Genomic DNA, 25,580 nt, shown 5'->3' with positions numbered 1-25,580 from the left:
GTCTGCGGGGAATGTTTTCCCCGCCCCTTTGGCATTTTGCCAAGGCCCGCCTGAAAGAACGTTCTGTTAATAGAAAACCTGATGGTAATCCGCTTTCTCAAAGATTTGGCTGGGGATGGCGCTTTGCAACGACAGGTTAACGACCCTAATATTCTTCTTTTTCAGCTGATTACTGGCATGAGTAAACGCTGGGACGATAAGATCTTCGAAGCTTTCTGCCAGGAAGCTCGGCAGCTTATTGCTCTCTGATTCGTAGAATCTTGGTTTATTAAAGTTGTTCATGTCGAGGCCGATGATATACAGCTCGCTGAACCCTAAAAATGCGGCAATTTGTAACGCCCAATAGGCAACTGTGCCGGCATCGAACACGCCGTGGCGGATGTCAGTGGTGAATCCGATATCAGGACGATTATCGGCAAACGAAGCGCAGCGTACGTTGGCGTAGCAGTGGCCCAGTTCGGTTGCAGGTATCTTGGGCTGGAAGATTTTAAACGCTGCGTCTTCAATCAGCGCCAGCGAGCATTTGATTCTTGCCAGCGAGACGCGATCAACGATGCGGGCGATGCCGTGGGCGGTGGTAAACAGAGTGAGCTTCGGGTCAGAGACTATCTCGGCGACCATCTCGGGACGCTGGTCTAAAAACCCCATATCGACAATGACATAGAATTTGAAGTCGACCGACTTATTCAGTGACCAGGCACCGTTTAACCCCATCGACGGCAGCGACGGTGGGGTTTTGAAGCGGATATCTTTCACCGACGGACCCGTCGCCGCGAGCATGACCGGACCACTGAAGGCCCCTGCTAACGATGCAAGGCTGACGATAGGGATAGCCTGTCCCCGAAAATTCAGGCTGATGATTTCTCCGCTGGGCGCGCGGGAAATCCTCATATAAGGCCAGAGATTTTCATTATGTCGATATGGGCGTTTATGCGTATAGCGATAAATCTGTTTAAAGAAGGAACCCACGACGAATACGCTCCTTATCCAGAAGTTCTTTGACCTGCACAGCGCTAATATCTGACATCGCGTTACCTTGTGTCGGACGACAGGTTGTCTGATTCTGCCCGTAGCCTCCAATCAGGCCGGGATCCGTCGGACCGTACAGTGTAATGTTGGGTCGGTCCAATGCGGCGGTCAAATGGCTGAGGCCTGTATCGACCGAGACCACCGCCTGTGCGCCTGCAAGAATACCTGCAACCTTTTCCAGACTCAACTTAGGCAGAACCTCAACGTGGTCGAAGCCTTCGGCAAGGCGCTGCGCGCGATGATATTCGTGATCTGCACCCCAGGGAAGCTTGATCCGCAGTGGCGTATCCGCCAAAAGCCCAATCAGCTCACGCCAGTTTTCTTCCGGCCAGTGTTTGTCGGCTCGCGTCGTGGCATGCAGAAAAACAAGATACTTGTCGGCATCTTCGGGCGGATTGCTGAGGAACCGCGATGCGATGGCGTAATCGCCCTGCGTGGTCGGTTTCTCGTAGCCTAGACTCTTGGCAAACAGCTCACGAATACGCTCTACCGCGTGCTGCTTTTTGTTAATCGCGTGCTTCTTGTCATAGAACCAGCAGGCGAACGGCTCGCGTGCGCTCTTGCCGTCCATGCCATGCTTCTCGCCCTTGGCAACGCGAGTCACCAGCGCCGCACTCTTCACCAGACCCTGTGCGTCGATAATCACGTCATAAGTTCTGGATTGCAGGACTCGTTTGAAATCGCAGCGTTGTTGGCGGGTATCGGAGCCAAACCAGTTTTTGCGCCAGCGACGAATGGCCACTGGGATCACCCGATCAACGGCGGGATGCCAGCTTGGGATCTGCGAAAAGCCTTCTTCTACTACCCAGTCAAACTTGATGCCCGGCAACGCCCGCATTGCATCGGTCAGCGCAGGAAGTGTGTGTAAAACGTCACCCATAGAAGACGTTTTAACGATTAAAACCTGCATTCCAGCTCCTTGTTCGCTGCCAGGAGTTGCTGTAGCTCACTGAATACCTGCGTGGGTTGAATATCGATCAGGCTCTGATGGTAGCCTTCGGCTGCATCGCCTTTGCGGACTTTGTGGTAACCGGTGATCAAACGAATAACGCGCGCCTGTTCACTCAGCGGCGGCGTGAAATCAGGACTGCTTGGGCCGTAGAGCGCCACCAGTGGCTTATTCAACGCGGCGGCGACGTGCATCAATCCAGAATCGTTGGTCACGATGGCCCGACAGGCGGCAATCAGCACCACGGCCTGGTCGAGCGAGGTTTTTCCGGCGATGTTCAGACAGAAATCGCGCGCAGCCGGTGATAGCGCCTCGCGAATATCTTCTCCTGCAGCATGATCTTTGGCCGAGCCAAACAGTGCGATTTGATAGCCTGCATCAATCAGTAACGCCGCAAGCGCGGCGTAGTGATAGTGCGGCCAGCGCTTTGCCGGGCCGAACTCGGCACCCGGGCAAAAGCCAATCAGCGGACGTTCGCCAGTCAGAGCAAAAGAGTCGCTGACGGTGGTGATTTCAGTTTGATTAACCGCCAGCTGCGGCCAGAGGATCGGCTGCGGCAGGTCGGCGGCCGATTTAATGCGCGTGGCCTCATAGCCCAGCGCCGCATAGCGCTGGACCATCAGCGGGAAGGCTGCTTTATCGAGCTTGCGAATATCGTTCAGCAGCCCGTAGCGCATTTCTCCCCGCCAGCCGGTACGTTTAGGAATCGAGGCGAAAAAGGGCACCAGAGCCGACTTGAATGAGTTGGGCAAAACAAACGCCTGTTGATAGGCGTCTTTGCGCAGCGCAACGCCCAAACGGCGGCGTTCACCCAGCTCGAGCGCACCGTGACCCAACGGCATCGCCAGGGCCTGATTGACCTCCGGCATCCTGTCGAGCAGAGGACGGCACCACGCAGGGGCCATCACGTCGATTTCTGCAGCAGGATTATTGGCTTTGATCGTACGGTACAAACTCTGCGACATCATCATGTCGCCAACCCAAGAGGGCCCAATGACCAGCGTTTTCATCTCGCTAACTTATTCCTTTAAACTTAACGATTGAGCCAGGCCATGTACTCAGAGACGCCTTCTGCAACGGTTTTGAACGGCTTGTCGTAGCCCGCGCCGCGCAGTGCAGTCATGTCTGCCTGAGTAAAGGACTGGTAGCGACCTTTCAGTTTTTCAGGGAACGGGATGGTCTCGATAGCGCCTTTCTTGTGGAAGGCGACAACGGCGTCGGCCACTTCCTGGAAGGATTCTGAACGGCCGGTTCCACAGTTGAAGATGCCTGATTTACCGTTCTGCCAGAACCACAGGTTCACTGCGGCCACGTCGCCAACGTAAATGAAGTCACGTTTGAAGTCTTCGCTACCGGCAAACAGTTTTGGATTCTCACCGGCCAGAATCTGGTTGTTCAGGTGGAATGCCACGCTTGCCATGCTGCCTTTATGGCCTTCACGCGGTCCGTAGACGTTGAAATAGCGGAAACCAGTGATCTGGGACTCGGCGTGCGGCAGAATTTCACGCACGTACTGGTCGAACAGGAATTTCGAGTAACCGTAGACGTTCAGCGGCTGCTCGTACTTTCTGTCTTCTACGAAGCTGGTGTTCTGGCTGCCGTAGGTGGCGGCTGATGAGGCATACAGGAACGGGATGCTGCGATCCAGACAGTAGTGCAGGATGTCTTTGGAATACTGATAGTTGTTGTCCATCATGTATTTGCCATCCCACTCGGTGGTGGAAGAACATGCACCCTGGTGGAATACTGCATCAATGTCGCCTAAATCATCACCGGCAACGATGCTGGCGATGAAGTCTTCTTTATCTACGTAATCCGCGATATCCAGGTCGACGAGATTGACAAACTTGGTGCCATCTTTGAGGTTATCAACCACTAAAATATCGCGATATCCCATATCATTGAGCGACTTGATAATGTTGCTGCCGATAAAACCGGCACCGCCAGTGACGATAATCATGGGAATCACCTTAATATTAATTAGCGACCGCGCACGATGCCCGGTCATTCAGTTGTGCATATCATACCACTTCATCAGCGCAGTCACATTGGTAAGCTATCTGATTAGTCTCAGAATGCAAAAGCCTATGTCTTCCCGTGACATATGCTACAGAATTAACATTTCCCTGCCCGATCCCTCGTTATTATGTCGCTCAGTTAGTAGTCTCTCTGTTGAATACGTTATTTCAGGAGATAATCTCATGTCGGCTTTATTCTATCGTCGGTTGGAAGACGAGCTCGCTCAGGCACGTTCGGAAGGACTCTTTAAACAGGAACGTATCCTTACCTCGGCGCAACAGGCGCGGGTCACCCTCGCTGACGGCAGCCAGGCACTCAATTTTTGCGCCAACAACTATCTGGGTTTGGCAAATCATCCACAGGTCATCAACGCAGCCAAGCAGGGCATGGACCAGCATGGTTTCGGCATGGCTTCTGTGCGTTTTATCTGTGGTACTCAAAACATTCACAAAGATCTCGAAAACAGACTGGCCGAATTTTTAGGCATGGAGGACGCTATCCTCTATTCCTCTTGTTTTGATGCCAACGGCGGCCTGTTCGAAACGCTGCTCGGCGCAGAGGACGCCATCATTTCTGATGCGCTTAATCATGCCTCAATCATTGACGGCGTTCGCCTGTGCAAGGCGCAGCGGTATCGCTATGCCAATAATGACATGGCCGAGTTGAGAACGTGCCTCGAGCAGGCGAAGTCCGCCGGCGCACGTCACATTCTGGTCGCGACCGACGGCGTATTTTCTATGGATGGCGTTATTGCCAATCTGCGTGGCATCTGTGACCTCGCCGAGGAATTTGATGCGCTAGTGATGGTAGATGATTCCCACGCGGTAGGGTTTGTCGGTAAAGAAGGGCGCGGTAGCCATGAATATTGCGAGGTGATGGGGCGGGTTGACATCATCACCGGCACGCTCGGGAAGGCGATGGGAGGGGCGTCCGGCGGGTATACGGCGGCCCGCAAAGAGGTGGTCGAATGGCTGCGTCAGCGTTCGAGGCCGTATCTGTTTTCCAACTCGTTGGCACCTTCGATTGTCTGCGCGTCGCTGGCGGTGCTGGACCTGCTTGAGCACGGCGGCGAACTGCGTCAACGGTTGTGGGACAACGCCAGACTGTTCCGCCACAAGATGGCCGAGGCCGGATTCCAGCTTGCCGGTGCCGACCACGCAATCATCCCTGTGATGCTGGGCGATGCTCAGTTGGCACAGAAGTTTGCCAGCAGCTTGCAGCAGAAGGGCATTTTCGCCACCGGTTTCTTCTTCCCCGTTGTGCCACGCGGTCAGGCGCGTATCCGCACACAGATGTCAGCCGCTCACAGCACCGAGGATATTGAACAGGCCATCGCCGCCTTTATCAGCACTGGTAAGGAGTTGGGGGTTCTGTAATGAATGCGAGAAGTGAGCAAGATTCGTTTTGAATGATTAATAACAGTTGGCGCGAATAATTAAGGAATTTTTTATGAAAGCATTGGCCAAGCTTTTTCCTAAACAGGGTATCTGGATGACCGAAGCACCGGTCCCGGAGTTGGGTCACAACGATATCATGATAAAGATCCGCAAAACGGCAATCTGCGGTACGGATGTACACATTTATAACTGGGATGAATGGTCACAGAAGACCATCCCAGTGCCCATGGTGGTCGGCCATGAGTATGTGGGCGAGGTGGTGGCCATCGGGCAGGAGGTCAAAGGTTTCAATATTGGCGATCGCGTATCGGGTGAGGGGCATATCACCTGCGGACATTGCCGAAACTGTCGCGGCGGACGTACTCATCTTTGCCGCAATACCCAGGGCGTAGGCGTCAATCGCGCCGGCGCTTTCGCCGAGTATCTGGTTATTCCTGCCTTTAACGGCTTCAAAATCCCTGACAACATTTCCGACGATTTAGCGGCCATCTTTGATCCATTCGGCAATGCGGTGCACACCGCGCTGTCGTTTGATCTGGTCGGCGAAGACGTTCTGGTGTGCGGCGCGGGGCCTATCGGCATCATGGCGGCGGCGATTTGCCGTCACGTCGGTGCGCGTCATGTGGTGATTACCGACATGAACGAGTATCGCCTCGACCTTGCGCGCAAGATGGGCGTCACGCGCGCAGTCAACGTCAGCAAGGAGAATTTGACCACCGTGATGGCCGAATTGGGGATGACGGAGGGCTTTGACGTTGGGCTAGATATGTCGGGCGCGCCGCCGGCGTTTCGCACCATGCTTAACGCCATGAACCACGGGGGGCGCATCGCGCTGCTAGGCATTCCGCCGTCTGATATGTCGATCGACTGGAATCAGGTTATTTTCAAAGGATTGTTCATCAAGGGGATTTACGGGCGTGAAATGTTTGAAACCTGGTACAAGATGGCGGCGCTGGTGCAATCAGGATTGGATCTTACCCCGCTGATCACTCACCATTTTGATATCGATGAGTTTCAGCAGGGTTTCGATGCCATGCGTTCTGGTCAATCGGGCAAAGTTATTTTGAACTGGTAGGGGACTTGCCCCAATCGGTCCATTGACGCTCGATAAAGCTGACCACTGACGAGTTTTTAATACTGTCGCCCAGCACGCTAAACAGTGCTCCGGCGTAAACCTGTGGCACCGGCTGTGTTACCGGGCAGGTTCGAATCCCCTTCGCTTTAGGCGGTTTCGGCTTGGCCGGTTTCGCCGGCGCAGGCATCGGCACTGGCCGTGGGTCACGGCTCACGGTCGCATTAAGCAAGTCACTTGGCCGAACCAACTGGATGTCTGGCGGAAGATGCGCCAGCTCTTGCTGTACCACCGCCACGGTAGTCGGATGCGGATGCCCGATGGCAATGGCGAAACCATTACGGCGCGCTAAGGCAATTGCGCGGTCGAACTGATGGCGAATTTCGGCGTCGTTTTGTACATCATCCAGGAAGACGTTTCGTTTAATAACTTTAACAGAGGTGCCCTGCGCCGCCTGAACCGACTTGGTGCCTGCGATAGTCATGCTATCGAGGAAGAACAGATGATGCGGCGCCATCGCCTGCATGACGTTTTGCATACCACTCAGGCTAGAGGTCATCTTGCTGCCCTGATGATTATTGATGCCCACGGCATAAGGAATGCTGGCAATCGCCTGGTCAACGATACGTTTGACCTCTTGGCTGCTCATGTCGGGGGTCAGGGTATTCTTTTCTAGAGGTTGTTTGCTGATAGGCTGCATCGGGAGATGGATCAGGATTTCGCGGCCCTGCTGGTGGGCCTTCTCCATCATCTGCTGCGAGTCGGGCGCGTTCGGAAAAATGGCCACCGATACGTTAATCGGCATTTTCAGCACCTGATTCTCGTTTTTCGCCTGGTAACCAAAGTCGTCAAACAGAATGGCCAGTTTGGCTGCCTGAACATTCAGCGTAAATACCAACGCGCCGCATAACGTCGCTAAACGTCTCTTTTTATATCGCAATGTTATCTTCCCAACCACGGCAGTGGGTTAACGGCCTGACCCTGACGACGAATTTCGAAGTAAAGGGAAGGCTGACCTTGACCGCCACTGGTGCCCACTTGTGCAATCGGCTGACCGGCTTTCACCTGATCACCCACGTTCACCAGTGCGCTCTGGTTATATCCATACAGGCTCATGTCTCCTCGGCCGTGGTCTACCACGACAACCAGACCATAACCCTGCAACCAGTCTGCCAGTAGCACGCGTCCATCGGCGATGGCTCTTACATCACTGCCCTCGCGAGCGGCAATAACAATACCTTTGTAACGCAGTTCCCCCTGTAGCTGTTCGCCAAACTGATGCAGCGTGCTACCGCGTACCGGCCAGAGGTCTTGTCCCGCAGGGCGACCCAGGCCGCCTGTGCGTGACACCAGCGATTGCTCGCTCTGCGTTGGCTTATAGGTGGAACCCTTCGATTTAGCCTGCTGTTCTTTCGCCCGAACGGCGGCGGCTTCACGCGCTTCCTGCTCGGCGCGGGCGCGAGCGGCGCGTTCTGCGGCGGCAATTTTATCCTGCAGGCGGGTCTGGTTAGCCCGCAGAACGACCAGGCTTTGCTCGTCTTTCTGTAATGACGACTCGAGCGAGGTAAGCGTTTTCTGCCTCGCTACACGCGCCTGTTCGAGTTTCTGCTGCTGAGTTTGCTGATCTGAAAGCGCCGATTTCTGCTGTACCTGTTTGGATTGCAGCGTGATGCGCTGGGAGGCGAGGTCACTGCGCGTCTTTTTCAGATCGTCGATATTCTTTTGTCGCGCCTGATTGAAGTAGCTGAAGTAGGCCAGCATACGTTCGCTGCGTTGGCTCTCTTCGCCGCCAAAGATCAGCTGAAGTCCGCTTTGTTTGCCGAGGCGGAAGGCCGCGTCGAGCTGTTTCGCGAGCAAGGCTTCCTGCGTCTTCTGCTGTTTTTGGAGTTTGTCGATTGAGGCATTCAGGCTGGCAATGTCTTTATTGAGGCCTGAAAGGGTCAGCTGAGTGTCGCGCAGCTTGCGGCTGGCGGCAGCGATGATCTTTTCCTGAGACTGGAGCTGGTCGAGCAGAGATCCACGTTGCAGCTTTTGAGCCTTAACGCTTTTTTCTTTTTCAGCAATGCTTTGCTGAATGTTCTTGAGTTGGTCCTTGTTGTCATCGGCCAGGCTGAACCGTGGCTGAACCAGTATCGCGCCGCAGACTAGCAGTGCTGAACCGGTAAGAACTTTTCTCATCAAACTGAAATAGATAGATTTGCTCAAACTTTTTTCCGCTTGTCGACCCAAGATGAGAGACAATTTGATCCCTGTTGGCTTTATCGTAACACTAATCAACAACATGATGCGAAAACAAAAAACTTCGCCAGCATCATTCAAGATAGTGCGTTATAGGCTGCCTGTCAGTGAATAAACATTGGTTTAATGAAACGCAATGTTTGGAAATATTTTCTCTGGACCCCCCTTGATTTTTTCGGGATGTGCCGCAGTTTATGGTAATTGGCGGCGCATTCGGGCTGTAATTGCGCAAGACGCAGGGTATACTCGTGAGCCTTGAATTTCCCCTTAACTAACGGGAGTTGTTACACCCCATGCAAGATATTATGCCATTCGTTAGCGCGCACCCGGTTCTGAGCCTGGCGTGGGTTGCACTGCTGATTGCGGTGATTTTCACGACTGTTCGAGCTCGTTTCTCAAAAGTTAAAGAAATCACTCGCGGTGAAGCAACACGTCTGATCAATAAAGAAGAAGCTGTGGTTGTCGATGTTCGTGCTCGCGAAGAGTTCCGTAAAGGTCACATTTCGACTTCAGTGAATCTGCTCAGCGCAGATATCAAAAGCAACAACCTGGGCGAGCTTGCCAAGAACAAGGCACTGCCGGTGATTGTTGTTTGTGCTAACGGCCAGACTTCCCGTTTAGCCGCAGAGGGCCTGGTAAACGCCGGTTTTGAACGCGTTTACAGCCTTAAAGAAGGTATCGCAGGCTGGAGCGGCGAGAACCTGCCACTGGCACGCGGCAAGTAAAGAATATTCCCTATCTTCACTCCATGATTCCGAGGTGCAATATGGCTAAGATTGAAATTTTCACCAAAGCGACTTGTCCTTATTGCCATCGTGCTAAAGCCTTGCTCAACAGCAAGGGCGCAGCCTTTGACGAAATTGCTATCGATGGTGACGCCGAAAAGCGTGAGGTGATGATCGCGCGCAGCGGCCGTACGACGGTTCCTCAGGTATTCATCGACGGTCAGCACATCGGTGGATGCGATGATTTACATGCACTTGATGCCCGCGGTGGTCTTGATCCTCTGATTTAACGAGGGAAGCGCAACTGCGCGCAAGGGCGGGTGTTTTGAAGGCTTATTATTAACTTAAGGGTACTACTTTCATGTCAGAACAGAACAACACCGAGATGACTTTCCAGATCCAACGTATTTATACCAAAGACATCTCTTTTGAAGCTCCAAATGCACCACAAGTTTTCCAGAAAGAGTGGGAGCCAGAGATTAAACTGGATCTGGATACTGCTTCTAGCCAACTGGCTGAAGGCGTATTCGAAGTTGTCCTGCGTGTGACCGTGACCGCTTCTGTAGCGGAAGAAACTGCATTCCTGTGTGAAGTTCAGCAGGGCGGTATCTTCTCTATCGAAGGCATTGATGGTACTCAAATGGCACATTGCCTGGGCGCATACTGCCCGAACATCCTGTTCCCTTATGCGCGTGAGTGCATCACCAGCCTGGTTTCACGCGGTACTTTCCCGCAACTTAATCTGGCACCGGTAAACTTTGACGCACTGTTCATGAATTATCTGCAACAGCAGGCGGAAAGCGAAGGTGCACAGCCACATCAGGATGCCTGATGAAAACTGTCAATGCTTCAATGACCGTTATCGGTGCCGGCTCGTACGGCACCGCTTTAGCCATTACCCTCGCCAGAAATGGCCACCCGGTTGTGCTGTGGGGGCATAACGCTGCTCACATCCAGGCACTCCAGGCCGCGCGCTGTAACCAGGCATTTCTGCCTGACGTCACCTTCCCCGATACGCTTATCCTCGAAACCGACCTCTCGAACGCGATTGCCGCGAGTCGTGACGTGCTGGTTGTGGTGCCGAGCCACGTTTTCGGTGATGTGCTACGCCAAATCAAGCCGTTCTTACGCGCCGATGCTCGCATCGTCTGGGCGACCAAAGGCCTTGAGGCCGAAACCGGTCGCCTGTTGCAGGACGTGGCCCGTGAAGAGCTGGGTGATGACATCCCGCTGGCCGTCGTTTCAGGTCCAACTTTCGCAAAAGAGCTTGCCGCTGGCATGCCGACGGCGATTGCGCTGGCCTCGACCGATGCTCAGTTTGGTGAGGACCTTCAGCAACTGCTGCACTGTGGCAAAAGCTTCCGTGTCTACAGCAACCCCGATTTTATCGGTGTTCAGCTCGGCGGTGCGGTGAAAAACGTGATTGCTATCGGCGCAGGCATGTCTGATGGTATCGGGTTTGGTGCCAATGCGCGTACTGCACTTATTACTCGTGGACTGGCCGAAATGAGCCGTTTGGGCTCGGCGTTAGGGGCTTCCCCGTCGACGTTTATGGGCATGGCAGGATTGGGCGATTTGGTGTTAACCTGCACAGATAATCAATCTCGCAACCGTCGTTTCGGTATTATGCTGGGGCAAGGTCTCGACGTTCAGAGCGCTCAGGACAAGATTGGTCAGGTGGTTGAAGGTTACCGCAATACCAAGGAAGTTCGCGCTTTGGCGCAGCGTTTTAACGTTGAAATGCCTATTACCGAACAAATCTTTCAGGTGCTGTATAACGGTAAAGACGCGCGTGAAGCCGCAACCGACCTATTGGCTCGCGCCAGTAAAGACGAGTCGGGCAGCCGCTAAACCGCAAGTTTTAATCCACCGGCGGAACAAGCCGGTGGATTGCTATTCTCTGTTGCAGGCCTTAATTTAATTTGCTGTAAGGAATGATGATGTCGTCAGAAGAACTGGAACTAGTCTGGAATAGCATTAAATCAGAAGCGCGTGCGCTGGCTGAGTGTGAACCTATGCTGGCAAGCTTTTTCCATGCGACATTACTCAAACACGAGAATCTCGGCAGCGCGCTGAGTTACATTCTGGCCAACAAGCTCGGTAGCCCAATCATGCCGGCTATCGCTATCCGTGAAGTGGTTGAAGAAGCCTACCGCAACGACGAGCAGATGACCCTGTCCGCTGCCCGCGATATCCTCGCCGTACACTCGCGTGACGCGGCCGTAGACAAGTATTCAACCCCGTTGCTGTACCTGAAAGGCTTCCATGCATTGCAGGCCTACCGCATTGGTAACTGGCTGTGGAAACAGGACCGCCAGGCGCTGGCGATTTACTTCCAGAATCAGATCTCCGTGACTTTCGGCGTAGACATCCACCCTGCGGCACGCATCGGCTGCGGTATCATGCTCGACCACGCAACCGGTATCGTCATTGGTGAAACCGCCGTAGTGGAAAATGACGTATCTATCCTGCAATCGGTTACGCTGGGCGGTACCGGCAAGACGGTTGGCGATCGTCATCCTAAAATTCGCGAAGGGGTGATGATTGGCGCGGGGGCAAAAATTCTCGGCAATATCGAGGTCGGTGCCGGTGCCAAGATTGGCGCTAACTCGGTCGTATTGCAGTCAGTTCCGGCGCACGTTACCGCTGCAGGCGTTCCGGCCAGAATCGTGGGTCGTCCAGAGAGCGAAAAGCCTTCGATGGATATGAACCAATACTTCAACGGGACTCAAGGTTTCGAGTTCGGCGACGGTATCTGATACGATTTCAACGGCATGCGTTCGCGTGCCGTCTCAACACCGTTCACAAGCGGATCAGGCGTCTTTAGGCAGTTCTTTGATGACCGCGCCCGGATACCCTAGCTGACGCCACGCCTCATACACCACCACTGAAACCGCATTCGACAGGTTCATACTGCGACTGTCCGGCTGCATCGGAATTCGGATTTTTTGCTGCGGCGGAAGACTATCCAGAATCGTCGCCGGCAGGCCACGGCTTTCGGGGCCAAACAGCAGATAGTCATTGTCCTGATAAGATACGGCGCTGTGCGCTGGCGTACCTTTGGTTGTCAGGGCGAACAGTCGGCCGGGATTTTCGCTGGCGAGAAAAGCCTCATAGTTATCATGATGCTTGATGTCGGTGAATTCGTGATAGTCCAGACCGGCGCGACGAAGACGCTTGTCGTCCCAGGCAAAGCCCATGGGTTTAATCAGGTGTAACTGACAGCCGGTGTTGGCACAGAGCCTAATGATGTTGCCGGTGTTAGGTGGGATTTCTGGTTCAAATAAAACGATATTAAGCATGCGAACTGCGCCCCTCTGTCTCTTGAGGGACGCAGAATAGCAGAATCTTAGCGTTGCTGCAGCGGCAGCCAGATAATCAGACGTAGACCTCCCAGTGGGCTGTCTTCGGCTCTTACCCAGCCACGGTGCTGCTGAACCGCCGTTTCGACGATGGCGAGGCCGAGCCCTGTTCCGCCAGATTCACGGTCACGGGCTTCGTCGGTACGGTAGAAAGGACGGAAAATCTGTTCGCGATCCTCCTCACTCACGCCCGGACCGTCGTCATCGACCATAATCGTGATCCCATCACCGTCGGCAGTAAAGTTTACCGCGATGTGATGGTGCGAATAGCGCAGCGCGTTGCGCACGATATTCTCCAACGCACTGTCGAGTGCATTAGGATTCCCTACCAGTTTCCACGGGCCCGGAGGGGCGGTAACTTCGAGGGTTTTGCCTACCTGCTCGGCTTCGAACTGAGCGTTATCGATAACATCGGCCCACAGCTCGTTGGCCTTTAGGAGTTCGCGGGTCAGCTCATTTTTGTGCTGGCTGCGCGACAGCACCAGCAGGTCGTTAATCATACCGTCCAGACGCTGGGCCTCCATCTCGATACGCTGCAACTCTTTGCCTTCGCCGTGGCGGCGACGCATCAGGGCCGTGGCAAGCTGCAAGCGCGTCAGCGGCGTGCGCAGCTCGTGGGAAATGTCGGAAATCAGCCGCTGCTGCGCCGTCACCATCCTCTCCAGTGCACTCACCATCTGGTTAAAGCTGGCGCCGGTGGCGAGAAACTCCTGCGGACCTGCCTCAAGTTCAGGGTGCTGCTTGAGGTTGCCGCGCGCTACGTCGTCCGCCGCGTTTTTCAGTTTACGTGCGGGCTTGGCGAGGCTCCAGGCCAACCAAAGCAGAAGAGGGGAACTTATTAACATGGTGACTATCAGCAGCAGCAGCGGCCGGTCAAACATCAGGTTGATGAAGTCGGACTGCGCACTGCCCGCAGGACGAATCAGATAGAGCTGGTAGTTGTCTTCCCCGTCGCGTACGGCGAACGGCCCAACCATCTCGACGCGGCCATATTTCTTTTTCTTCGGCCTGTCCGAGTTGTCGGACTGGCCGATAAAGTTACGTACGATCTGCATTTCATTACGCTGTGCGCCGATCACCCGACCTTCACTGGTGACCAGCAACAGGCGTTGACCCGGTGGTGCCCATTTATCGATGGCGCGAAAAAGCCTGCGCCACCACATCAGGTCGTTGGCCGGATCGCCTGCAAGTTCCGCTTCGACGTGTTGTTCAATCATCAGCCCCTGACGCTGCTCACTGTCGAGCAGCGGGGTCAGTTGACGTGAGTCGAGCTTCGGAACCATCAAAACCAACATAAGAACCAGCGCGAGCGTGAACCAGAAAATGGCAAAAATACGCGCGGTAAGGCTGTTGATCATGTAGCGGATACCATCAGATAGCCGCGTCCACGCAGGGTTTTAAACCACGGATGACCGTCCTGACGGTCTGGCAGTTTGCGGCGCAGGTTGGAAATGTGCATGTCAATGGCGCGGTCAAAAGGCGTGAGGCGTTTGCCCAGCACTTCTTGGCTGAGATGTTCGCGTGAGACCACCTGACCCAGATGTTTGGCCAGCAGGTACAGCAGGGTAAACTCGGTGCCGGTGAGGTCGAGTGGCTGCCCGCCGAAGCTGGCTTCCTGACGGCCCGGATTGAGCTGCAATCCGTCGACTTCGAGCGTTGGGGAGCTATTGGTTTCGCCCGCCTGCTGTTGCTCGCTCCAGTTGGAACGGCGCAGCATGGCGCGTATGCGTGCAACCAGCTCGCGATCGTTAAACGGCTTAGGCAAGTAGTCGTCTGCGCCTAGTTCAAGGCCCAGCACCTTATCCAGCTCGCTTCCGCGCGCTGTCAGCATAATAACCGGCGTCTGATGGCGCTGGCGCAATTCTTTCAAGGTTTCGATGCCGTTTTTCTTCGGCATCATGACGTCCAGCAGCAGCAAGCCGATGCTGCTGTCCAGTTTTTCGAGCGCCTGTTCGCCATCGTAGGCGACCACAACGCTAAATCCTTCAATCTCGAGCAGCTCTTTCAAAAGAGAAGTCAGTTCACGGTCATCATCAACTAACAAAATTTTATTCATTGTGTTTACCTCTAGACGCAAAATACGTCATCAATTGCCGCTATTCCATGACTTTACGTAGTTTTACAAGCACTGACGCTAGTTTGCAGCTCCAGGGTTAGACTGCTTTTCAATCATTCGCGTGAAGCGAAAAAATATTAGGAGTTCGTGATGTGTAAGGTAGCTGCAATGATTATGGCCTCAATGCTGACACTTAGTTCAAGTGTTGCGTTGGCAGAAAGCGCTAAATCTATGCCTGCAGATACTTTAGCTCATGATGGCAATATGTTGGATAGGCGTAATACGATGTTCGATGGAATTAATTTAACCGAACAGCAACGCCAACAAATGCGTGATCTGATGCATCAGGCACGAAAAGACTCACCGCAGATTAACTTAAAGCAAATGGAAACCATGCACGAGCTGGTGACCGCACGCAGTTTCGATCAGGCAGCCGTCCGAGCACAGGCTGAGAAAATAGCGCAGGAACAGGTAGACCGCCAGGTTGAAATGGCGCGTATTCGTAACCTGATGTTTAACCTGCTAACGCCCGCACAGAAAGAAGTATTAAATCAGAAACACGAGCAGCGTATGGAGCAACTCGCCGCGCAGGTGTCTGGCGTACAACCGACTTCACCCCTGAAGACAATGAGTACCGAGTAAACGCCCGCCAGGGCGAGTAGTCAGAGTAAATAGCATCTTTTCCTTGCCATAGACACCATCCCTGTCTTTCCCCGCCTTTTGGCGGGGCTTTTTTTTGTCCAGAGATAACCTCTGGTTGGGAATAAATGTTGCGTATTTGTTGCATTATCAGTCAGATGTATTGATGAACAATGCTATCCTTAAGATATAGGGTTCAATGCTCAATAAAACGCGGTCTTTCTCAGATTACGACAATTTCCATCTAAGGTTTGTCACGAGAGGGCTGTATAATCAGAAGCTGTGAGTAAATTGCGTTGAACAAAACGGAATTGCGATCTCAGGTGACCTGAATCAATTTCGTTTAAGCATTTTGTTATATGATTTGAGTATCCAGGCTTATAGCCCGATTTTTCGCCCTGATAGGGCCGGTTTTGCGGCGGGTATGCTCAAGAATTCTTAAGAAATTGCATCTAAAAGTTCAGAGGTAGTCATGATCAAAAAAATCGGTGTACTGACAAGTGGTGGCGACGCCCCCGGCATGAATGCGGCGATACGCGGCGTTGTTCGCGCAGCGCTCACTGAAGGCCTGGAGGTTTTCGGTGTTTACGACGGCTACCTCGGACTTTATGAAGATCGCATGGAGCAGCTTGACCGCTACAGCGTATCGGATGTGATCAATCGCGGCGGCACCTTCCTGGGTTCTGCGCGCTTCCCTGAATTTCGTGATGAAGCCGTACGCGGCAAAGCCATCGAGAACATGAAAAAGCGCGGTATTGATGCGCTGGTTGTTATTGGCGGTGACGGCTCCTACATGGGGGCAAAACGTCTGACCGAAATGGGTTTCCCCTGTATCGGTTTGCCAGGCACTATCGATAATGACGTCGCGGGCACCGACTACACTATCGGTTATTTCACCGCGCTTGAAACCGTGGTTGAGGCCATTGACCGCCTGCGCGATACCTCATCTTCTCACCAGCGTATTTCCATTGTCGAAGTCATGGGGCGTTACTGCGGTGATCTGACCCTGTCTGCGGCCATCGCCGGTGGCTGTGAGTTCATCGTCATTCCTGAAGTCGAATTTAACCGCGACGATCTGGTTGAAGAGATCCGTGCCGGTATCGCCAAAGGCAAGAAACACGCCATTGTCGCCATCACTGAACACATCTGCGACATCGCTGATTTGGCGCGCCACATCGAAACCGAAACCAAACGCGAAACGCGCGCAACTGTGCTGGGCCACATTCAGCGCGGTGGTGCACCTTGCGCCTACGACCGCATTCTGGCATCTCGCATGGGTGCCTATTCCATCGAGCTTCTGTTGCAGGGCTACGGTGGGCGCTGCGTCGGCGTACAAAACGAGAAGCTGGTTCATCATGACATCATCGATGCTATCGAGAACATGAAACGTCCGTTCAAAACCGAGATGTGGGAAACGGCGAAAAAACTCTACTAATCGCCTCGCCACTCGATTAAAGCCTTCATTATGAAGGCTTTTTTTATGCCCATGGCTTTATATTTCCAAATGGAATAGCAAGAAAGTTTTTATTCTTTAATACATCCGTCTTTCTCTGGCAGGCTTTATCACTCTGATTCAATGAATCTATCCACATAAAAAAATATTTGCTGGGAGAAGCGCATGCGTAAATTGGGAGTAGGGCTGGCACTACTGTTGGTGACCGCCGGAGCAATGGCCAAAGATATTCAGATTCTGAACGTGTCCTATGACCCAACGCGTGAGCTTTATCAGGATTACAACAAAGCCTTCAGCAAATATTGGTTGGCTAAAACCGGCGACAACGTGACCGTACGCCAGTCCCACGGCGGTTCAGGCTCACAGGCGACGTCGGTTATTAATGGCATCGATGCCGACGTAGTCACGCTGGCGCTGCAGTCCGACGTTGATGCTATCGCCGATCGTGGTCGTATCGCTAAAAACTGGGAAACTCGCCTGCCGGATAATTCTGCGCCTTACACCTCAACCATCGTGTTTTTGGTTCGCAAGGGTAATCCTAAGGGCATCCATGACTGGAATGATTTGATTAAACCGGGCGTGTCGGTCATTACTCCTAACCCGAAAACATCGGGTGGCGCTCGCTGGAACTACCTGGCGGCCTGGGGTTACGCACTGCATCACAATAACAACGACAAAGCCAAGGCGACCGATTTCCTGCGCGCTCTGTTTAAAAACGTTGAAGTTCAAGATTCCGGCGCACGCGGTGCGACCAATACTTTCGTCGAACGTGGGATCGGTGATGTACTGATTTCATGGGAAAACGATGCGATTCTGGCAGACCAGAAACTGGGGAAAGGCAAGTTCGAGGTTATCTATCCGAGCGAATCTATTCTGGCTGAACCGAGCGTTTCTGTGGTGGATAAAGTGGTCGATAAACGCGGAACTCGCGACGTCGCCGACGCCTATCTGAAATATCTCTATTCCCCGGAAGGGCAGACTATCGCCGCACAGAACTACTATCGTCCGCGCGATCCTGAGGTTGCCAAGAAGTTTGCCTCTCAGTTCCCAGCTATCAAGCTGTATACCGTCGAGCAGGTTGCCGGTGGCTGGACCAACGCACAGAAAGAACAGTTTGCTAACGGTGGCATCTACGACCAGGTTAACAAGCGCTGATTGTCAGGCTGACAATAAAAAACCCCGCAGTGCGGGGTTTTTTTATGCCTCAAACGGACCTCGACGTTAATCGAGATGCGGCAATCAGGCTTTAGCCGCTGCTGCGGCTTTTACTATCACGGCAAAGGCGTCGGCCTTCAGTGACGCGCCGCCGACCAGTGCACCGTCGATGTCTGGCTGGGTGAACAGCTCTGCGGCGTTGCCCGCGTTAACGGAACCGCCGTACTGGATGATCACTTGCTCGGCCACGGCAGTGTCTTGCTTGGCGATGTGGTCGCGAATGAACTTGTGAACTGCCTGAGCCTGCGCCGGGGTCGCTGATTTGCCGGTACCGATAGCCCACACTGGCTCGTAGGCAACAACTGCGCCTTCGAAGGCTTTCGCGCCCAGAGTATTCAGCACGGCGTCGAGTTGTTTCGCACAAACAGCCTCAGTCTGGCCTGCTTCGTTTTCGGCTTCGGTTTCACCGATGCACAGAACCGGGATCAGACCCGCGTCTTTCAGCACGCCGAATTTTTTGGCAATGAACTCGTCGCTTTCTTTATGATAAGTACGACGCTCAGAGTGGCCGATAATGATGTATTTAGCGCCAATATCTTTCAGCATTTCAGCAGAAATTTCACCGGTGAAAGCGCCAGACAGGTTGGTGTCAACGTTCTGGGCACCCAGAGCGATGCGGCTACCGGACAGGGCGTGTTTCGCCTGTGACAGATAGACTTCCGGCGGAGCGATGGCAACGCCACAGCCTTCAACGGTGCTCAACTCGGTACGCAAGGCGGCAATCAGCTCATTAACCATATGAGTGCTGCCGTTCAGTTTCCAGTTACCCATCACTAATGGATGTCGCATTTTATTTACTCCATAAGGGGACGCGAGTGTCGATTGAAATTTCTGCCGAAAGGGCAGATAAACTGCACAACAGTATAGAGAGTATCAATTACAAAGGCTTTGCTTTTCGTCAAATACGCAGGGTATTAACATTTATAAATGACTAGTTAGCCAACGCTAGTTTGACCGGTTCAACCGCGAGGGTCAGCCCTTTCTCTCCGTTGTCTGAAATTACGTAGCGCACCGCGCCGACCTGTTGCTGGTAGAACGCCATCCCCTTGCCTTTATCAATCAGGCTGTTCACTTTTGCAACGCTCTGATCGACCGACAGGGTCGGGTCAAATTCGCGGATAACGTTCGCCATATAGCTGATTGCCGTGGCATGTGCGGCCTTGGCGTCGGGGCCCTGAATCGGCATGTAGGTTATCTGCATACTTTTGATTTTACCGGTGCCTTTCTCGAGCGCAGTCGAGGCATACAGGTCCTCGTTAATCTTGCTGGCTGCACGCGTTAGCAGGGCATTCTCGGGTTGGTCAGCGATGGCGCGAAACTCACCGATTGGCTGCGTCGGATTAGCGATATTATATTTCTCGCGAAAACTCACCAGCGTCATTTCAAACGTCGGCGCGCCCGGCATCAGATAAGGCGCTTTAGGTTGTTCTTCGGCGGCCTGATGATCGGGGGGCGGATCGGCAAAAGCCACCCCGCCACCGAGAGTCAGCATCAGCAGAGCTGACGCCAGGCGCAGGGGGAGGGTTCTTTTCATAACTGTGTTCTTTTATTTTGCATAGTTTACCAGTAGTGCTCGCTGGTCATATGGCCCGGTTTTCTGCGCAAGTGCTTGCGCATCTCACGTGTGTCTTTGAGAACCTGCTGCGTGTCGCGAACCATCTGCGGGTTGCCGCACAGCATAATATGGCTGTCGTTGGCGTCCATCTTCAGACCCACGGCGGCCTCAAGCGTACCGTCTTCAATCAGCGCAGGAACACGGCCTGTTAGCGAGCCTGGGGTTTCTTCGCGGCTGACGACCGTCTGAATGTGCAGCTTGCCGTCATAACGTTGTTGCAGCTGCTGCATGAGCGGCAGATAGCTTAAATCGCGCGAGAAGCGTGCGGCGTGGACCAGCACGATATTTTTGAAACGTTCTAACCCTTTTCCTTCCTGAAGGATAGCCAGATATGGGCCAATGGCCGTACCGGTTGCCAGCATCCACAGGGTGTCGCACTCGGGGATTTCATCAATGACGAAAAAGCCCTGCGACTCTTTAGTTATCATGATTTCAGCGCCAGGCTGCATTTCGTGAATGCGTGGGCTGAGTTTGCCTTCCGGGACATTGACCAGATAAAACTCGAGATTCGGGTTGCTCGGCGCGTTCACAAAAGAGTAGGCGCGCGTCACGCGTTCACCGTCTATTTCCAGCGAGAGTTTGGCGTACTGCCCGGCGGTAAAGTCATTGATAGGCGCATTAACGACGATGCTGAACAGACTGTCCGTCCAGTGCTCCACTCTTGTTACTTTACCCGTTACCCATTCTGCCATCGACTCTCTCTCCACTTGGTAGGATTGAAATTACCGGCTGATCTTATTCCATATTTTGCAGAAGGATTATCGATTAAATGTTATCAGGCCGTTGCGACAACGACCTGATAAGGGCTATCAGAGGATGAATTCGTGCAGTGCCGGGTCTTTACGGTTCAGAGAATGCGTCGAGCGAATACGGCGCACAGTGCGCGATTTACCGCGGATAACCAAGGTCTCGGTGGTCGCCAGATTACCCTGACGGCTGATGCCAGCGAGCAGGTCGCCCTGGGTAATACCGGTGGCAGAAAAAATGACGTTATCGTTGCGTGCCATGTCGCCAAGCAGCAGGACTTTACCCTCCTCGATGCCCATTTGCTGGCAGCGAGACAGCTCGTTTTCGCCCAGACGACGGTTCTCCGGCGTGTCGCCTTTAACGCGATGCCTCGCCAGCAGGCGGCCCTGCATATCGCCGTCCAGCGCACGGATCACCGCCGCTGAAATCACCCCTTCCGGTGCGCCGCCGATGCCGTACATTACGTCGACCTCGCTCTCTGGCAGGCAGGTCAGGATAGTGGCCGCTACGTCGCCGTCCGGGAAGGCAAATACGCGCACGCCAAGCGTGTGCAGCTCGCGGATAATCTCGTCGTGGCGTGGTTTGGCCAGAATGGAAACCGTCAGCTCGGTCAGTGGTTTATTAAGCGCTACAGCAATGTTGCGCAGGTTGTCGGCCAGCGGCAGGTCGAGATCAATGCATCCTCTTGCAGCGGGTCCGACGACCAGCTTTTCCATGTACATATCAGGTGCATTCAGAAACGAGCCTTTGTCACCAACCGCCAGTACGGCCACCGCATTTCCCTGACCCATGGCGGTCATACGCGTGCCTTCAATCGGATCGACGGCGATATCGACGGCATCCCCGTTGCCTGTTCCTACTTTTTCTCCGATATACAGCATCGGCGCTTCATCAATCTCGCCTTCACCGATCACAATTTCACCGGCAATGTCCAGCGTATTCAGCGTGATGCGCATGGCCTGCACGGCGGCGTTGTCAGCAAGATTTTTGTCGCCACGCCCCAGCCATTTGTAACCGGCAAGTGCAGCAGCTTCTGTCACGCGGGAGAACTCGATAGCTAATTCACGTTTCATGGATAAATCCGTTTTAAGAAAAATGAGGGCGGTGAGCAGAGGCTCATCTCAGGCCACAAAGTCTATCATAGCGGGGAGGCAGAAAAGAAAAACTCCCCGGATGGGGAGTTTTTTAGAAACGGAAAGCGGTGAGTATTTATTCGTGATCTTCCCAGGCGCGTACGCGGGCTACGGCCTTCTGCCAGCCTTTGTAGCGATAGTTACGCTCGGTGGTTTCGATACCCGGACGGAACTCTTTCTCGATAACGGCCTTGCTGCGAACTTCATCCAGGTCGCTCCAGAAACCGACGGCCAGGCCTGCCAGGAAAGCCGAACCGAGCGCAGTGACTTCGCGCACTTCAGGGCGTTCAACGCGGGTGCCGAGAATGTCTGACTGGAACTGCATCAGGAAGTTGTTGGCTACCGCACCGCCGTCAACGCGCAGCGACTGTAGACGGGTACCGGAGTCTGCCTGCATCGCGTCAATGACATCACGCGTCTGGAAAGCGATAGACTCAAGCGTTGCGCGAATAATGTGGTTGCTGTTGGCTCCGCGGCTGAGGCCGAAGATAGCGCCACGGGCATACGGGTCCCAGTAAGGCGCACCGAGGCCGGTAAAGGCAGGCACCACGTAAACGCCGTTGGTATCTTTTACCTTCGAGGCAAAGTATTCGGAGTCTGCGGCATCGTTGATCATCTTCAGCTCGTCACGCAGCCACTGGATAGATGCTCCCCCCACGAACACCGCACCTTCTAGCGCATAGTTCACTTCGCCGCGCGGACCACAGGCAATGGTCGTCAGTAGACCATTTTTAGAAACCACAGCTTCGGTACCGGTGTTCATTAATAGGAAACAGCCGGTGCCATAAGTGTTTTTCGCCATCCCAGGCTGTACGCAAAGCTGGCCGTAAAGCGCCGCCTGCTGGTCACCGGCGATCCCGGCGATTGGAATACGTGTCCCGCCTTTACCCCCGATGTTAGTCTGGCCGTAGATTTCTGAGGACGGACGTACTTCCGGCAGCATTTCACGTGGAACATCCAGCGCTTCAAGTAAACGGTCGTCCCACTCCAGGCTGTGAATGTTGAACATCATAGTGCGTGACGCATTGGTGTAGTCGGTGATATGAACCCGTCCCTGCGTCATTTTCCACACCAGCCAGGTATCAACGGTACCGAACAGCAGTTCGCCGCGTTTGGCGCGCTCACGTGAACCTTCCACGTGGTCCAGGATCCATTTCACCTTGGTACCCGAGAAATACGGGTCGACCACAAGGCCGGTATTATGACGGATATACTCTTCCATTCCGTCCTTTTTCAACTGTTCACAAATCTCTGCGGTTCGACGACACTGCCAGACGATCGCGTTATAAATTGGCTTGCCGGTTTCTTTTTCCCAGACGATGGTAGTTTCACGCTGGTTGGTGATACCGATACCGGCGATTTGGTCAGAGTTAATATCAGCCTTTGCCAGAACTTCAACCAGGACAGAGCTTTGTGAAGACCAAATTTCCATCGGGTCATGCTCGACCCAGCCAGCCTTAGGGTAGATCTGGGTGAATTCGCGCTGTGAGACGCTAACGATGTTGGCATCGTGATCGAGCACTACGGCGCGTGAACTGGTGGTACCCTGGTCGAGTGCAACGATATATTTTTTTTCGTGTGTCTTATCTGCTGTCATGATTTATGTCCTGCAAAGTGGGCTATAAACAGTTTAACCTATTAGGCTTTACGCTGAGTCTGCTGTGGCGCGTCGTCTTTAGCGGCGATGGCGACAGTCTGAGGAAGATGATTGCTAATCAGGGCCTTGTAACCAACGGCGCCCAGGCATGCACCAATCAGCGGACCGAAAATAGGCACCAGGAAGTAAGGGATGTCACGCGCACCGGTGAAGGCCACTTTTCCCCAACCTGCGAAATAGGCGAACACTTTTGGACCAAAATCACGCGCCGGGTTAAGGGCGAAGCCGGTCAATGGACCCATTGAGGCACCGATAACGGCAATCAGCAAACCAATCAACAGCGGGGCCAACGCGCCACGCGGCACACCGTTACCGTCATCGGTCAGGGCCAGAATCAGTGACATAAGAACGGCGGTGATAACCACTTCAACCAGGAATGCTTGCAGCACGCTGATATGCGGGTTTGGATAGGTCGAGAAAATCCCGGCCAGATCCAAACTGGCAACGCTGCCGCGAACCATATTGTGGGTCTGTTCAAAATCGATGAAAAGGTTGTAGTAGAGGCCATAAACCAGCGCTGCGGCGCAGAATGCCCCGGCGACCTGAGCGATGATGTACGGCACGACCTTGCGGCCTTCAAAGTTGGCAAACAGGCACAGAGCGATAGTGACGGCTGGATTAAGGTGAGCACCCGAGATGGCGGCAGTCAGGTAAACAGCCATCGAGACCCCAAGGCCCCAGATGATGCTTATCTCCCACTGACCAAACGAAGCGCCTGCCAGTTTCAGTGCCGCGACACAGCCAGCACCAAAAAAGATAATCAGGCCTGTTCCCAGAAACTCGGCGATGCACTGGCCTTTGATTGTGGAACTCATATTTTGGCTCATAATCGAATCCTATAAAGGATAGTTGTTAAGGGTAGGGTTTAAATCACTTTGTTTTATTGTTTAGTGTTATTTAATTTTTACATCTCAGATCGTATGAGTATGTAATGTGAATTTATCGTTAACGAGCATAAACGAGAAATACCGAAATCAAAATGTGTGTGCTGTGTCATAAAAATGAGCGAATACGCGTGTTTTTAAGAAACTGGCTGACCGAAAAAATGAATGCTTTGCGCTAAAACTAGCGAATTTACTGACCGATCGCTGCGTTCTTTCAGCTTTTCCTGATAGTCACGCCATGATAATTGCAACAGACTGCGTGCAGGGCCAGTATGTTGCTAGACAGCGAAGGGATGCCTACATACAATCGGGGTTAATTGAAGCCGCAGTGTTAATTACAGTTGTAGTTAATTGAATTATCGAGCTGCGTCGGGAAGATGCGGCGAGTCTTATAAGATGTACGCCTTGCGAACATAAGGGGAATAAACATGTCATTTGAAGTCTTTGAGAAACTAGAAACTAAAGTTCAGCAAGCGATTGATACCATTACTTTACTGCAGATGGAAATCGAAGAGCTTAAAGAGCAGAACAACAGCCTGTCTCAGCAGGTACAGCAGGCGAACGGTAACCACGAGTCACTGGTTCGTGAAAATGCGCATCTGAAAGAAGAGCAGCACGTTTGGCAAGAGCGTTTGCGCTCACTTCTCGGAAAAATGGAAGAAGTCTAATCCACTGAGTCCTTGAAGCTGCACGCCGTCAGCGGCGTTTATTCACCCGAATCAATGACTTATGTCGGCTCATCGGGAATCGATTCGCTCGCTGCCTTGTTGCGACTCCAATGACTCTGCGGACGTAGTGTTCTACTTTTCCAAAATAAAAAAGACGCATTTTGCGTCTTTTTTGTTGCCTAAAAAGCGAGAGATTACTCGATATCGAGCGGGTCCTCTGACAGCACGATGCCGGTGTTGTCGGCGTACAGGTGGTCACCCGAGAAGAAGGTCACGCCACCAAAGTTTACGCGGATATCGCTTTCGCCAATCCCTTCGCTCGCGGCCCCCGCCGGGATAGCGGCCATTGCCTGAATGCCAATATCCAGCTCTTCGAGGTCATCAACCTGACGCACAGCACCGTAAATCACTATGCCTTCCCACTCGTTTTGCAGCGCCAGGTTTGCCAGTCCTGCATCAAGCAGGGCGCGACGCACCGAACCGCCGCCGTCTACCAGCAGAACACGGCCACGGCCATTTTCTTCAAGCAGATCGTAGAGCAAGCCATTATCTTCAAAGCATTTCACCGTGGTGATTTGCCCACCAAATGAAGTACGTCCACCAAAGTTGGAGAACAGGGGTTCAACGACATTCACTTCTTCATGATAAATGTCGCATAGTTCTGAAGTATCGTATTTCATAGGATTTTTATCTGGTTGCTCGCTGGTGCTTTCAGTATATCC

27 protein-coding genes are annotated in these 25,580 nt (G+C 53.3%); 11 read left to right on the top strand and 16 right to left on the bottom strand.

Annotated elements, in window-relative coordinates; all coding sequences use genetic code 11:
* Positions 1-66 precede the first annotated feature (66 nt).
* Genes O1V65_RS18285 through rfaD form a run of 4 tightly spaced genes read right to left on the bottom strand, consistent with a single transcriptional unit; the run spans position 67 to position 3,938 of the window.
* On the bottom strand, positions 67-969 hold the full coding sequence (locus tag O1V65_RS18285; protein ID WP_017491024.1) for a hypothetical protein: 903 nt from the start codon (positions 967-969) through the stop codon (positions 67-69).
* A complete protein-coding gene (gene rfaC / locus O1V65_RS18280; RefSeq protein WP_017491025.1) occupies positions 953-1,939 on the bottom strand; it encodes a lipopolysaccharide heptosyltransferase RfaC in 987 nt (328 codons plus the stop codon). The genes O1V65_RS18285 and rfaC overlap by 17 nt, the downstream gene beginning before the upstream one ends.
* Positions 1,927-2,988: an ADP-heptose--LPS heptosyltransferase RfaF gene (gene rfaF / locus O1V65_RS18275; RefSeq protein WP_017491026.1), complete on the bottom strand. Its 1,062-nt coding sequence runs from the start codon at positions 2,986-2,988 to the stop codon at positions 1,927-1,929. Before rfaF ends, rfaC begins: the two co-directional genes overlap by 13 nt.
* 23 nt (positions 2,989-3,011) lie before the next feature.
* Positions 3,012-3,938 carry an ADP-glyceromanno-heptose 6-epimerase gene (gene rfaD / locus O1V65_RS18270; protein ID WP_017491027.1) on the bottom strand — a complete coding sequence of 309 codons (927 nt, stop codon included), beginning with the start codon at positions 3,936-3,938 and terminating at the stop codon, positions 3,012-3,014.
* A 241-nt stretch (positions 3,939-4,179) separates the two neighbouring features.
* Here rfaD and O1V65_RS18265 point away from each other — a divergent pair, with 241 nt between their 5' ends.
* Both O1V65_RS18265 and tdh read left to right on the top strand, forming a co-directional pair.
* Entirely contained in the window at positions 4,180-5,373 is a 1,194-nt protein-coding gene (locus O1V65_RS18265) for a glycine C-acetyltransferase (protein ID WP_017491028.1), read from the top strand.
* A 73-nt stretch (positions 5,374-5,446) separates the two neighbouring features.
* Positions 5,447-6,469, top strand: a complete 1,023-nt coding sequence (gene tdh, locus O1V65_RS18260; protein WP_269129923.1) for an L-threonine 3-dehydrogenase — start codon at positions 5,447-5,449, stop codon at positions 6,467-6,469.
* On the opposite strand, the gene O1V65_RS18255 is transcribed toward tdh, so the two are convergent.
* Together O1V65_RS18255 and envC are read right to left on the bottom strand one after the other, a co-directional pair.
* Positions 6,453-7,406 (bottom strand): divergent polysaccharide deacetylase family protein, encoded by a 954-nt coding sequence (locus O1V65_RS18255; RefSeq protein ID WP_269129922.1) that lies wholly within the window; start codon positions 7,404-7,406, stop codon positions 6,453-6,455. The two genes, tdh and O1V65_RS18255, sit on opposite strands and share 17 nt — an antisense overlap.
* Positions 7,407-7,408: 2 nt before the next feature.
* Entirely contained in the window at positions 7,409-8,671 is a 1,263-nt protein-coding gene (gene envC, locus O1V65_RS18250) for a murein hydrolase activator EnvC (RefSeq protein ID WP_084912778.1), read from the bottom strand.
* A gap of 326 nt (positions 8,672-8,997) precedes the next feature.
* Here envC and O1V65_RS18245 point away from each other — a divergent pair, with 326 nt between their 5' ends.
* From O1V65_RS18245 to cysE, 5 genes are all read left to right on the top strand, one after another.
* Positions 8,998-9,429: a rhodanese-like domain-containing protein gene (locus tag O1V65_RS18245; RefSeq protein WP_017491032.1), complete on the top strand. Its 432-nt coding sequence runs from the start codon at positions 8,998-9,000 to the stop codon at positions 9,427-9,429.
* A gap of 41 nt (positions 9,430-9,470) precedes the next feature.
* Positions 9,471-9,719, top strand: coding sequence for a glutaredoxin 3 (grxC, locus tag O1V65_RS18240; protein ID WP_017491033.1), 249 nt, complete (start codon positions 9,471-9,473; stop codon positions 9,717-9,719).
* 71 nt (positions 9,720-9,790) lie between these two features.
* Positions 9,791-10,261: a protein-export chaperone SecB gene (gene secB, locus O1V65_RS18235; protein WP_017491034.1), complete on the top strand. Its 471-nt coding sequence runs from the start codon at positions 9,791-9,793 to the stop codon at positions 10,259-10,261.
* Positions 10,261-11,280, top strand: a complete 1,020-nt coding sequence (gpsA, locus tag O1V65_RS18230; RefSeq protein ID WP_165429867.1) for an NAD(P)H-dependent glycerol-3-phosphate dehydrogenase — start codon at positions 10,261-10,263, stop codon at positions 11,278-11,280. Before secB ends, gpsA begins: the two co-directional genes overlap by 1 nt.
* Before the next feature lie 89 nt (positions 11,281-11,369).
* Complete coding sequence (cysE, locus tag O1V65_RS18225) at positions 11,370-12,188, top strand: serine O-acetyltransferase (protein WP_017491036.1); 819 nt, start codon at positions 11,370-11,372, stop codon at positions 12,186-12,188.
* A 54-nt stretch (positions 12,189-12,242) separates the two neighbouring features.
* Here the strand turns inward: cysE and trmL are convergent, their stop codons facing one another.
* From trmL to cpxR, 3 genes are read right to left on the bottom strand one after another with little or no spacing between them, the layout of a single operon-like run.
* Entirely contained in the window at positions 12,243-12,731 is a 489-nt protein-coding gene (gene trmL / locus O1V65_RS18220; protein WP_017491037.1) for a tRNA (uridine(34)/cytosine(34)/5-carboxymethylaminomethyluridine(34)-2'-O)-methyltransferase TrmL, read from the bottom strand.
* Positions 12,732-12,778: 47 nt separating this feature from the next.
* On the bottom strand, positions 12,779-14,149 hold the full coding sequence (gene cpxA, locus O1V65_RS18215) for an envelope stress sensor histidine kinase CpxA (RefSeq protein ID WP_017491038.1): 1,371 nt from the start codon (positions 14,147-14,149) through the stop codon (positions 12,779-12,781).
* Complete coding sequence (gene cpxR / locus O1V65_RS18210) at positions 14,146-14,847, bottom strand: envelope stress response regulator transcription factor CpxR (protein WP_017491039.1); 702 nt, start codon at positions 14,845-14,847, stop codon at positions 14,146-14,148. The genes cpxA and cpxR overlap by 4 nt, the downstream gene beginning before the upstream one ends.
* 150 nt (positions 14,848-14,997) lie before the next feature.
* Here cpxR and cpxP point away from each other — a divergent pair, with 150 nt between their 5' ends.
* The 3 genes from cpxP to O1V65_RS18195 all read left to right on the top strand — a co-directional run bounded on the left by cpxP (position 14,998) and on the right by O1V65_RS18195 (position 18,094).
* On the top strand, positions 14,998-15,489 hold the full coding sequence (gene cpxP / locus O1V65_RS18205) for a cell-envelope stress modulator CpxP (protein ID WP_026110414.1): 492 nt from the start codon (positions 14,998-15,000) through the stop codon (positions 15,487-15,489).
* Positions 15,490-15,958: 469 nt separating this feature from the next.
* The gene (gene pfkA / locus O1V65_RS18200; protein WP_017491041.1) at positions 15,959-16,921 is read left to right on the top strand and encodes a 6-phosphofructokinase; all 963 of its coding nucleotides are present in this window, start codon (positions 15,959-15,961) and stop codon (positions 16,919-16,921) included.
* Between the two features lie 183 nt (positions 16,922-17,104).
* Positions 17,105-18,094: a sulfate ABC transporter substrate-binding protein gene (locus tag O1V65_RS18195; protein WP_017491042.1), complete on the top strand. Its 990-nt coding sequence runs from the start codon at positions 17,105-17,107 to the stop codon at positions 18,092-18,094.
* An 84-nt stretch (positions 18,095-18,178) separates the two neighbouring features.
* Here the strand turns inward: O1V65_RS18195 and tpiA are convergent, their stop codons facing one another.
* The 6 genes from tpiA to O1V65_RS18165 form a co-directional block, all read right to left on the bottom strand.
* The gene (gene tpiA / locus O1V65_RS18190; RefSeq protein WP_269129921.1) at positions 18,179-18,943 is read right to left on the bottom strand and encodes a triose-phosphate isomerase; all 765 of its coding nucleotides are present in this window, start codon (positions 18,941-18,943) and stop codon (positions 18,179-18,181) included.
* A gap of 142 nt (positions 18,944-19,085) precedes the next feature.
* Positions 19,086-19,688 carry a DUF1454 family protein gene (locus O1V65_RS18185; RefSeq protein ID WP_017491044.1) on the bottom strand — a complete coding sequence of 201 codons (603 nt, stop codon included), beginning with the start codon at positions 19,686-19,688 and terminating at the stop codon, positions 19,086-19,088.
* Positions 19,689-19,714: 26 nt separating this feature from the next.
* Positions 19,715-20,461 (bottom strand): ferredoxin--NADP(+) reductase, encoded by a 747-nt coding sequence (gene fpr, locus O1V65_RS18180; protein WP_017491045.1) that lies wholly within the window; start codon positions 20,459-20,461, stop codon positions 19,715-19,717.
* Positions 20,462-20,578: 117 nt separating this feature from the next.
* Positions 20,579-21,589: a class II fructose-bisphosphatase gene (glpX, locus tag O1V65_RS18175; RefSeq protein ID WP_269129920.1), complete on the bottom strand. Its 1,011-nt coding sequence runs from the start codon at positions 21,587-21,589 to the stop codon at positions 20,579-20,581.
* Positions 21,590-21,725: 136 nt separating this feature from the next.
* On the bottom strand, positions 21,726-23,246 hold the full coding sequence (glpK, locus tag O1V65_RS18170; protein ID WP_017491047.1) for a glycerol kinase GlpK: 1,521 nt from the start codon (positions 23,244-23,246) through the stop codon (positions 21,726-21,728).
* Between the two features lie 41 nt (positions 23,247-23,287).
* Complete coding sequence (locus tag O1V65_RS18165; RefSeq protein ID WP_017491048.1) at positions 23,288-24,133, bottom strand: MIP/aquaporin family protein; 846 nt, start codon at positions 24,131-24,133, stop codon at positions 23,288-23,290.
* 485 nt (positions 24,134-24,618) lie between these two features.
* Here O1V65_RS18165 and zapB point away from each other — a divergent pair, with 485 nt between their 5' ends.
* On the top strand, positions 24,619-24,858 hold the full coding sequence (gene zapB / locus O1V65_RS18160; RefSeq protein WP_017491049.1) for a cell division protein ZapB: 240 nt from the start codon (positions 24,619-24,621) through the stop codon (positions 24,856-24,858).
* A gap of 194 nt (positions 24,859-25,052) precedes the next feature.
* On the opposite strand, the gene rraA is transcribed toward zapB, so the two are convergent.
* Entirely contained in the window at positions 25,053-25,538 is a 486-nt protein-coding gene (gene rraA, locus O1V65_RS18155; RefSeq protein WP_026110416.1) for a ribonuclease E activity regulator RraA, read from the bottom strand.
* Between the last annotated feature and the right edge of the window lie 42 nt (positions 25,539-25,580).

Origin of the sequence: Rouxiella badensis, from assembly GCF_026967515.2 — a bacterium.
GTDB lineage: Bacteria > Pseudomonadota > Gammaproteobacteria > Enterobacterales > Enterobacteriaceae > Rouxiella > Rouxiella badensis.
The sequence above is the reverse complement of the archived record's forward strand: the minus strand, read 5'-3'. Positions and strand labels throughout refer to the sequence as shown.

Coding starts and splice junctions, on each gene's coding strand:
- pfkA (WP_017491041.1), top strand. CDS start 15,959: ATGATCAAAAAAATCGGTGTACTGACAAGTGGTGGCGACGCCCCCGGC.
- trmL (WP_017491037.1), bottom strand. CDS start 12,731: ATGCTTAATATCGTTTTATTTGAACCAGAAATCCCACCTAACACCGGC.
- O1V65_RS18185 (WP_017491044.1), bottom strand. CDS start 19,688: ATGAAAAGAACCCTCCCCCTGCGCCTGGCGTCAGCTCTGCTGATGCTG.
- cysE (WP_017491036.1), top strand. CDS start 11,370: ATGTCGTCAGAAGAACTGGAACTAGTCTGGAATAGCATTAAATCAGAA.
- cpxA (WP_017491038.1), bottom strand. CDS start 14,149: ATGATCAACAGCCTTACCGCGCGTATTTTTGCCATTTTCTGGTTCACG.
- cpxP (WP_026110414.1), top strand. CDS start 14,998: ATGTGTAAGGTAGCTGCAATGATTATGGCCTCAATGCTGACACTTAGT.
- rfaF (WP_017491026.1), bottom strand. CDS start 2,988: ATGAAAACGCTGGTCATTGGGCCCTCTTGGGTTGGCGACATGATGATG.
- rraA (WP_026110416.1), bottom strand. CDS start 25,538: ATGAAATACGATACTTCAGAACTATGCGACATTTATCATGAAGAAGTG.
- glpX (WP_269129920.1), bottom strand. CDS start 21,589: ATGAAACGTGAATTAGCTATCGAGTTCTCCCGCGTGACAGAAGCTGCT.
- O1V65_RS18265 (WP_017491028.1), top strand. CDS start 4,180: ATGTCGGCTTTATTCTATCGTCGGTTGGAAGACGAGCTCGCTCAGGCA.
- rfaD (WP_017491027.1), bottom strand. CDS start 3,938: ATGATTATCGTCACTGGCGGTGCCGGTTTTATCGGCAGCAACATTATC.
- glpK (WP_017491047.1), bottom strand. CDS start 23,246: ATGACAGCAGATAAGACACACGAAAAAAAATATATCGTTGCACTCGAC.
- cpxR (WP_017491039.1), bottom strand. CDS start 14,847: ATGAATAAAATTTTGTTAGTTGATGATGACCGTGAACTGACTTCTCTT.
- O1V65_RS18195 (WP_017491042.1), top strand. CDS start 17,105: ATGCGTAAATTGGGAGTAGGGCTGGCACTACTGTTGGTGACCGCCGGA.
- gpsA (WP_165429867.1), top strand. CDS start 10,261: ATGAAAACTGTCAATGCTTCAATGACCGTTATCGGTGCCGGCTCGTAC.
- secB (WP_017491034.1), top strand. CDS start 9,791: ATGTCAGAACAGAACAACACCGAGATGACTTTCCAGATCCAACGTATT.
- tpiA (WP_269129921.1), bottom strand. CDS start 18,943: ATGCGACATCCATTAGTGATGGGTAACTGGAAACTGAACGGCAGCACT.
- grxC (WP_017491033.1), top strand. CDS start 9,471: ATGGCTAAGATTGAAATTTTCACCAAAGCGACTTGTCCTTATTGCCAT.
- rfaC (WP_017491025.1), bottom strand. CDS start 1,939: ATGCAGGTTTTAATCGTTAAAACGTCTTCTATGGGTGACGTTTTACAC.
- fpr (WP_017491045.1), bottom strand. CDS start 20,461: ATGGCAGAATGGGTAACGGGTAAAGTAACAAGAGTGGAGCACTGGACG.
- tdh (WP_269129923.1), top strand. CDS start 5,447: ATGAAAGCATTGGCCAAGCTTTTTCCTAAACAGGGTATCTGGATGACC.
- O1V65_RS18245 (WP_017491032.1), top strand. CDS start 8,998: ATGCAAGATATTATGCCATTCGTTAGCGCGCACCCGGTTCTGAGCCTG.
- O1V65_RS18165 (WP_017491048.1), bottom strand. CDS start 24,133: ATGAGCCAAAATATGAGTTCCACAATCAAAGGCCAGTGCATCGCCGAG.
- zapB (WP_017491049.1), top strand. CDS start 24,619: ATGTCATTTGAAGTCTTTGAGAAACTAGAAACTAAAGTTCAGCAAGCG.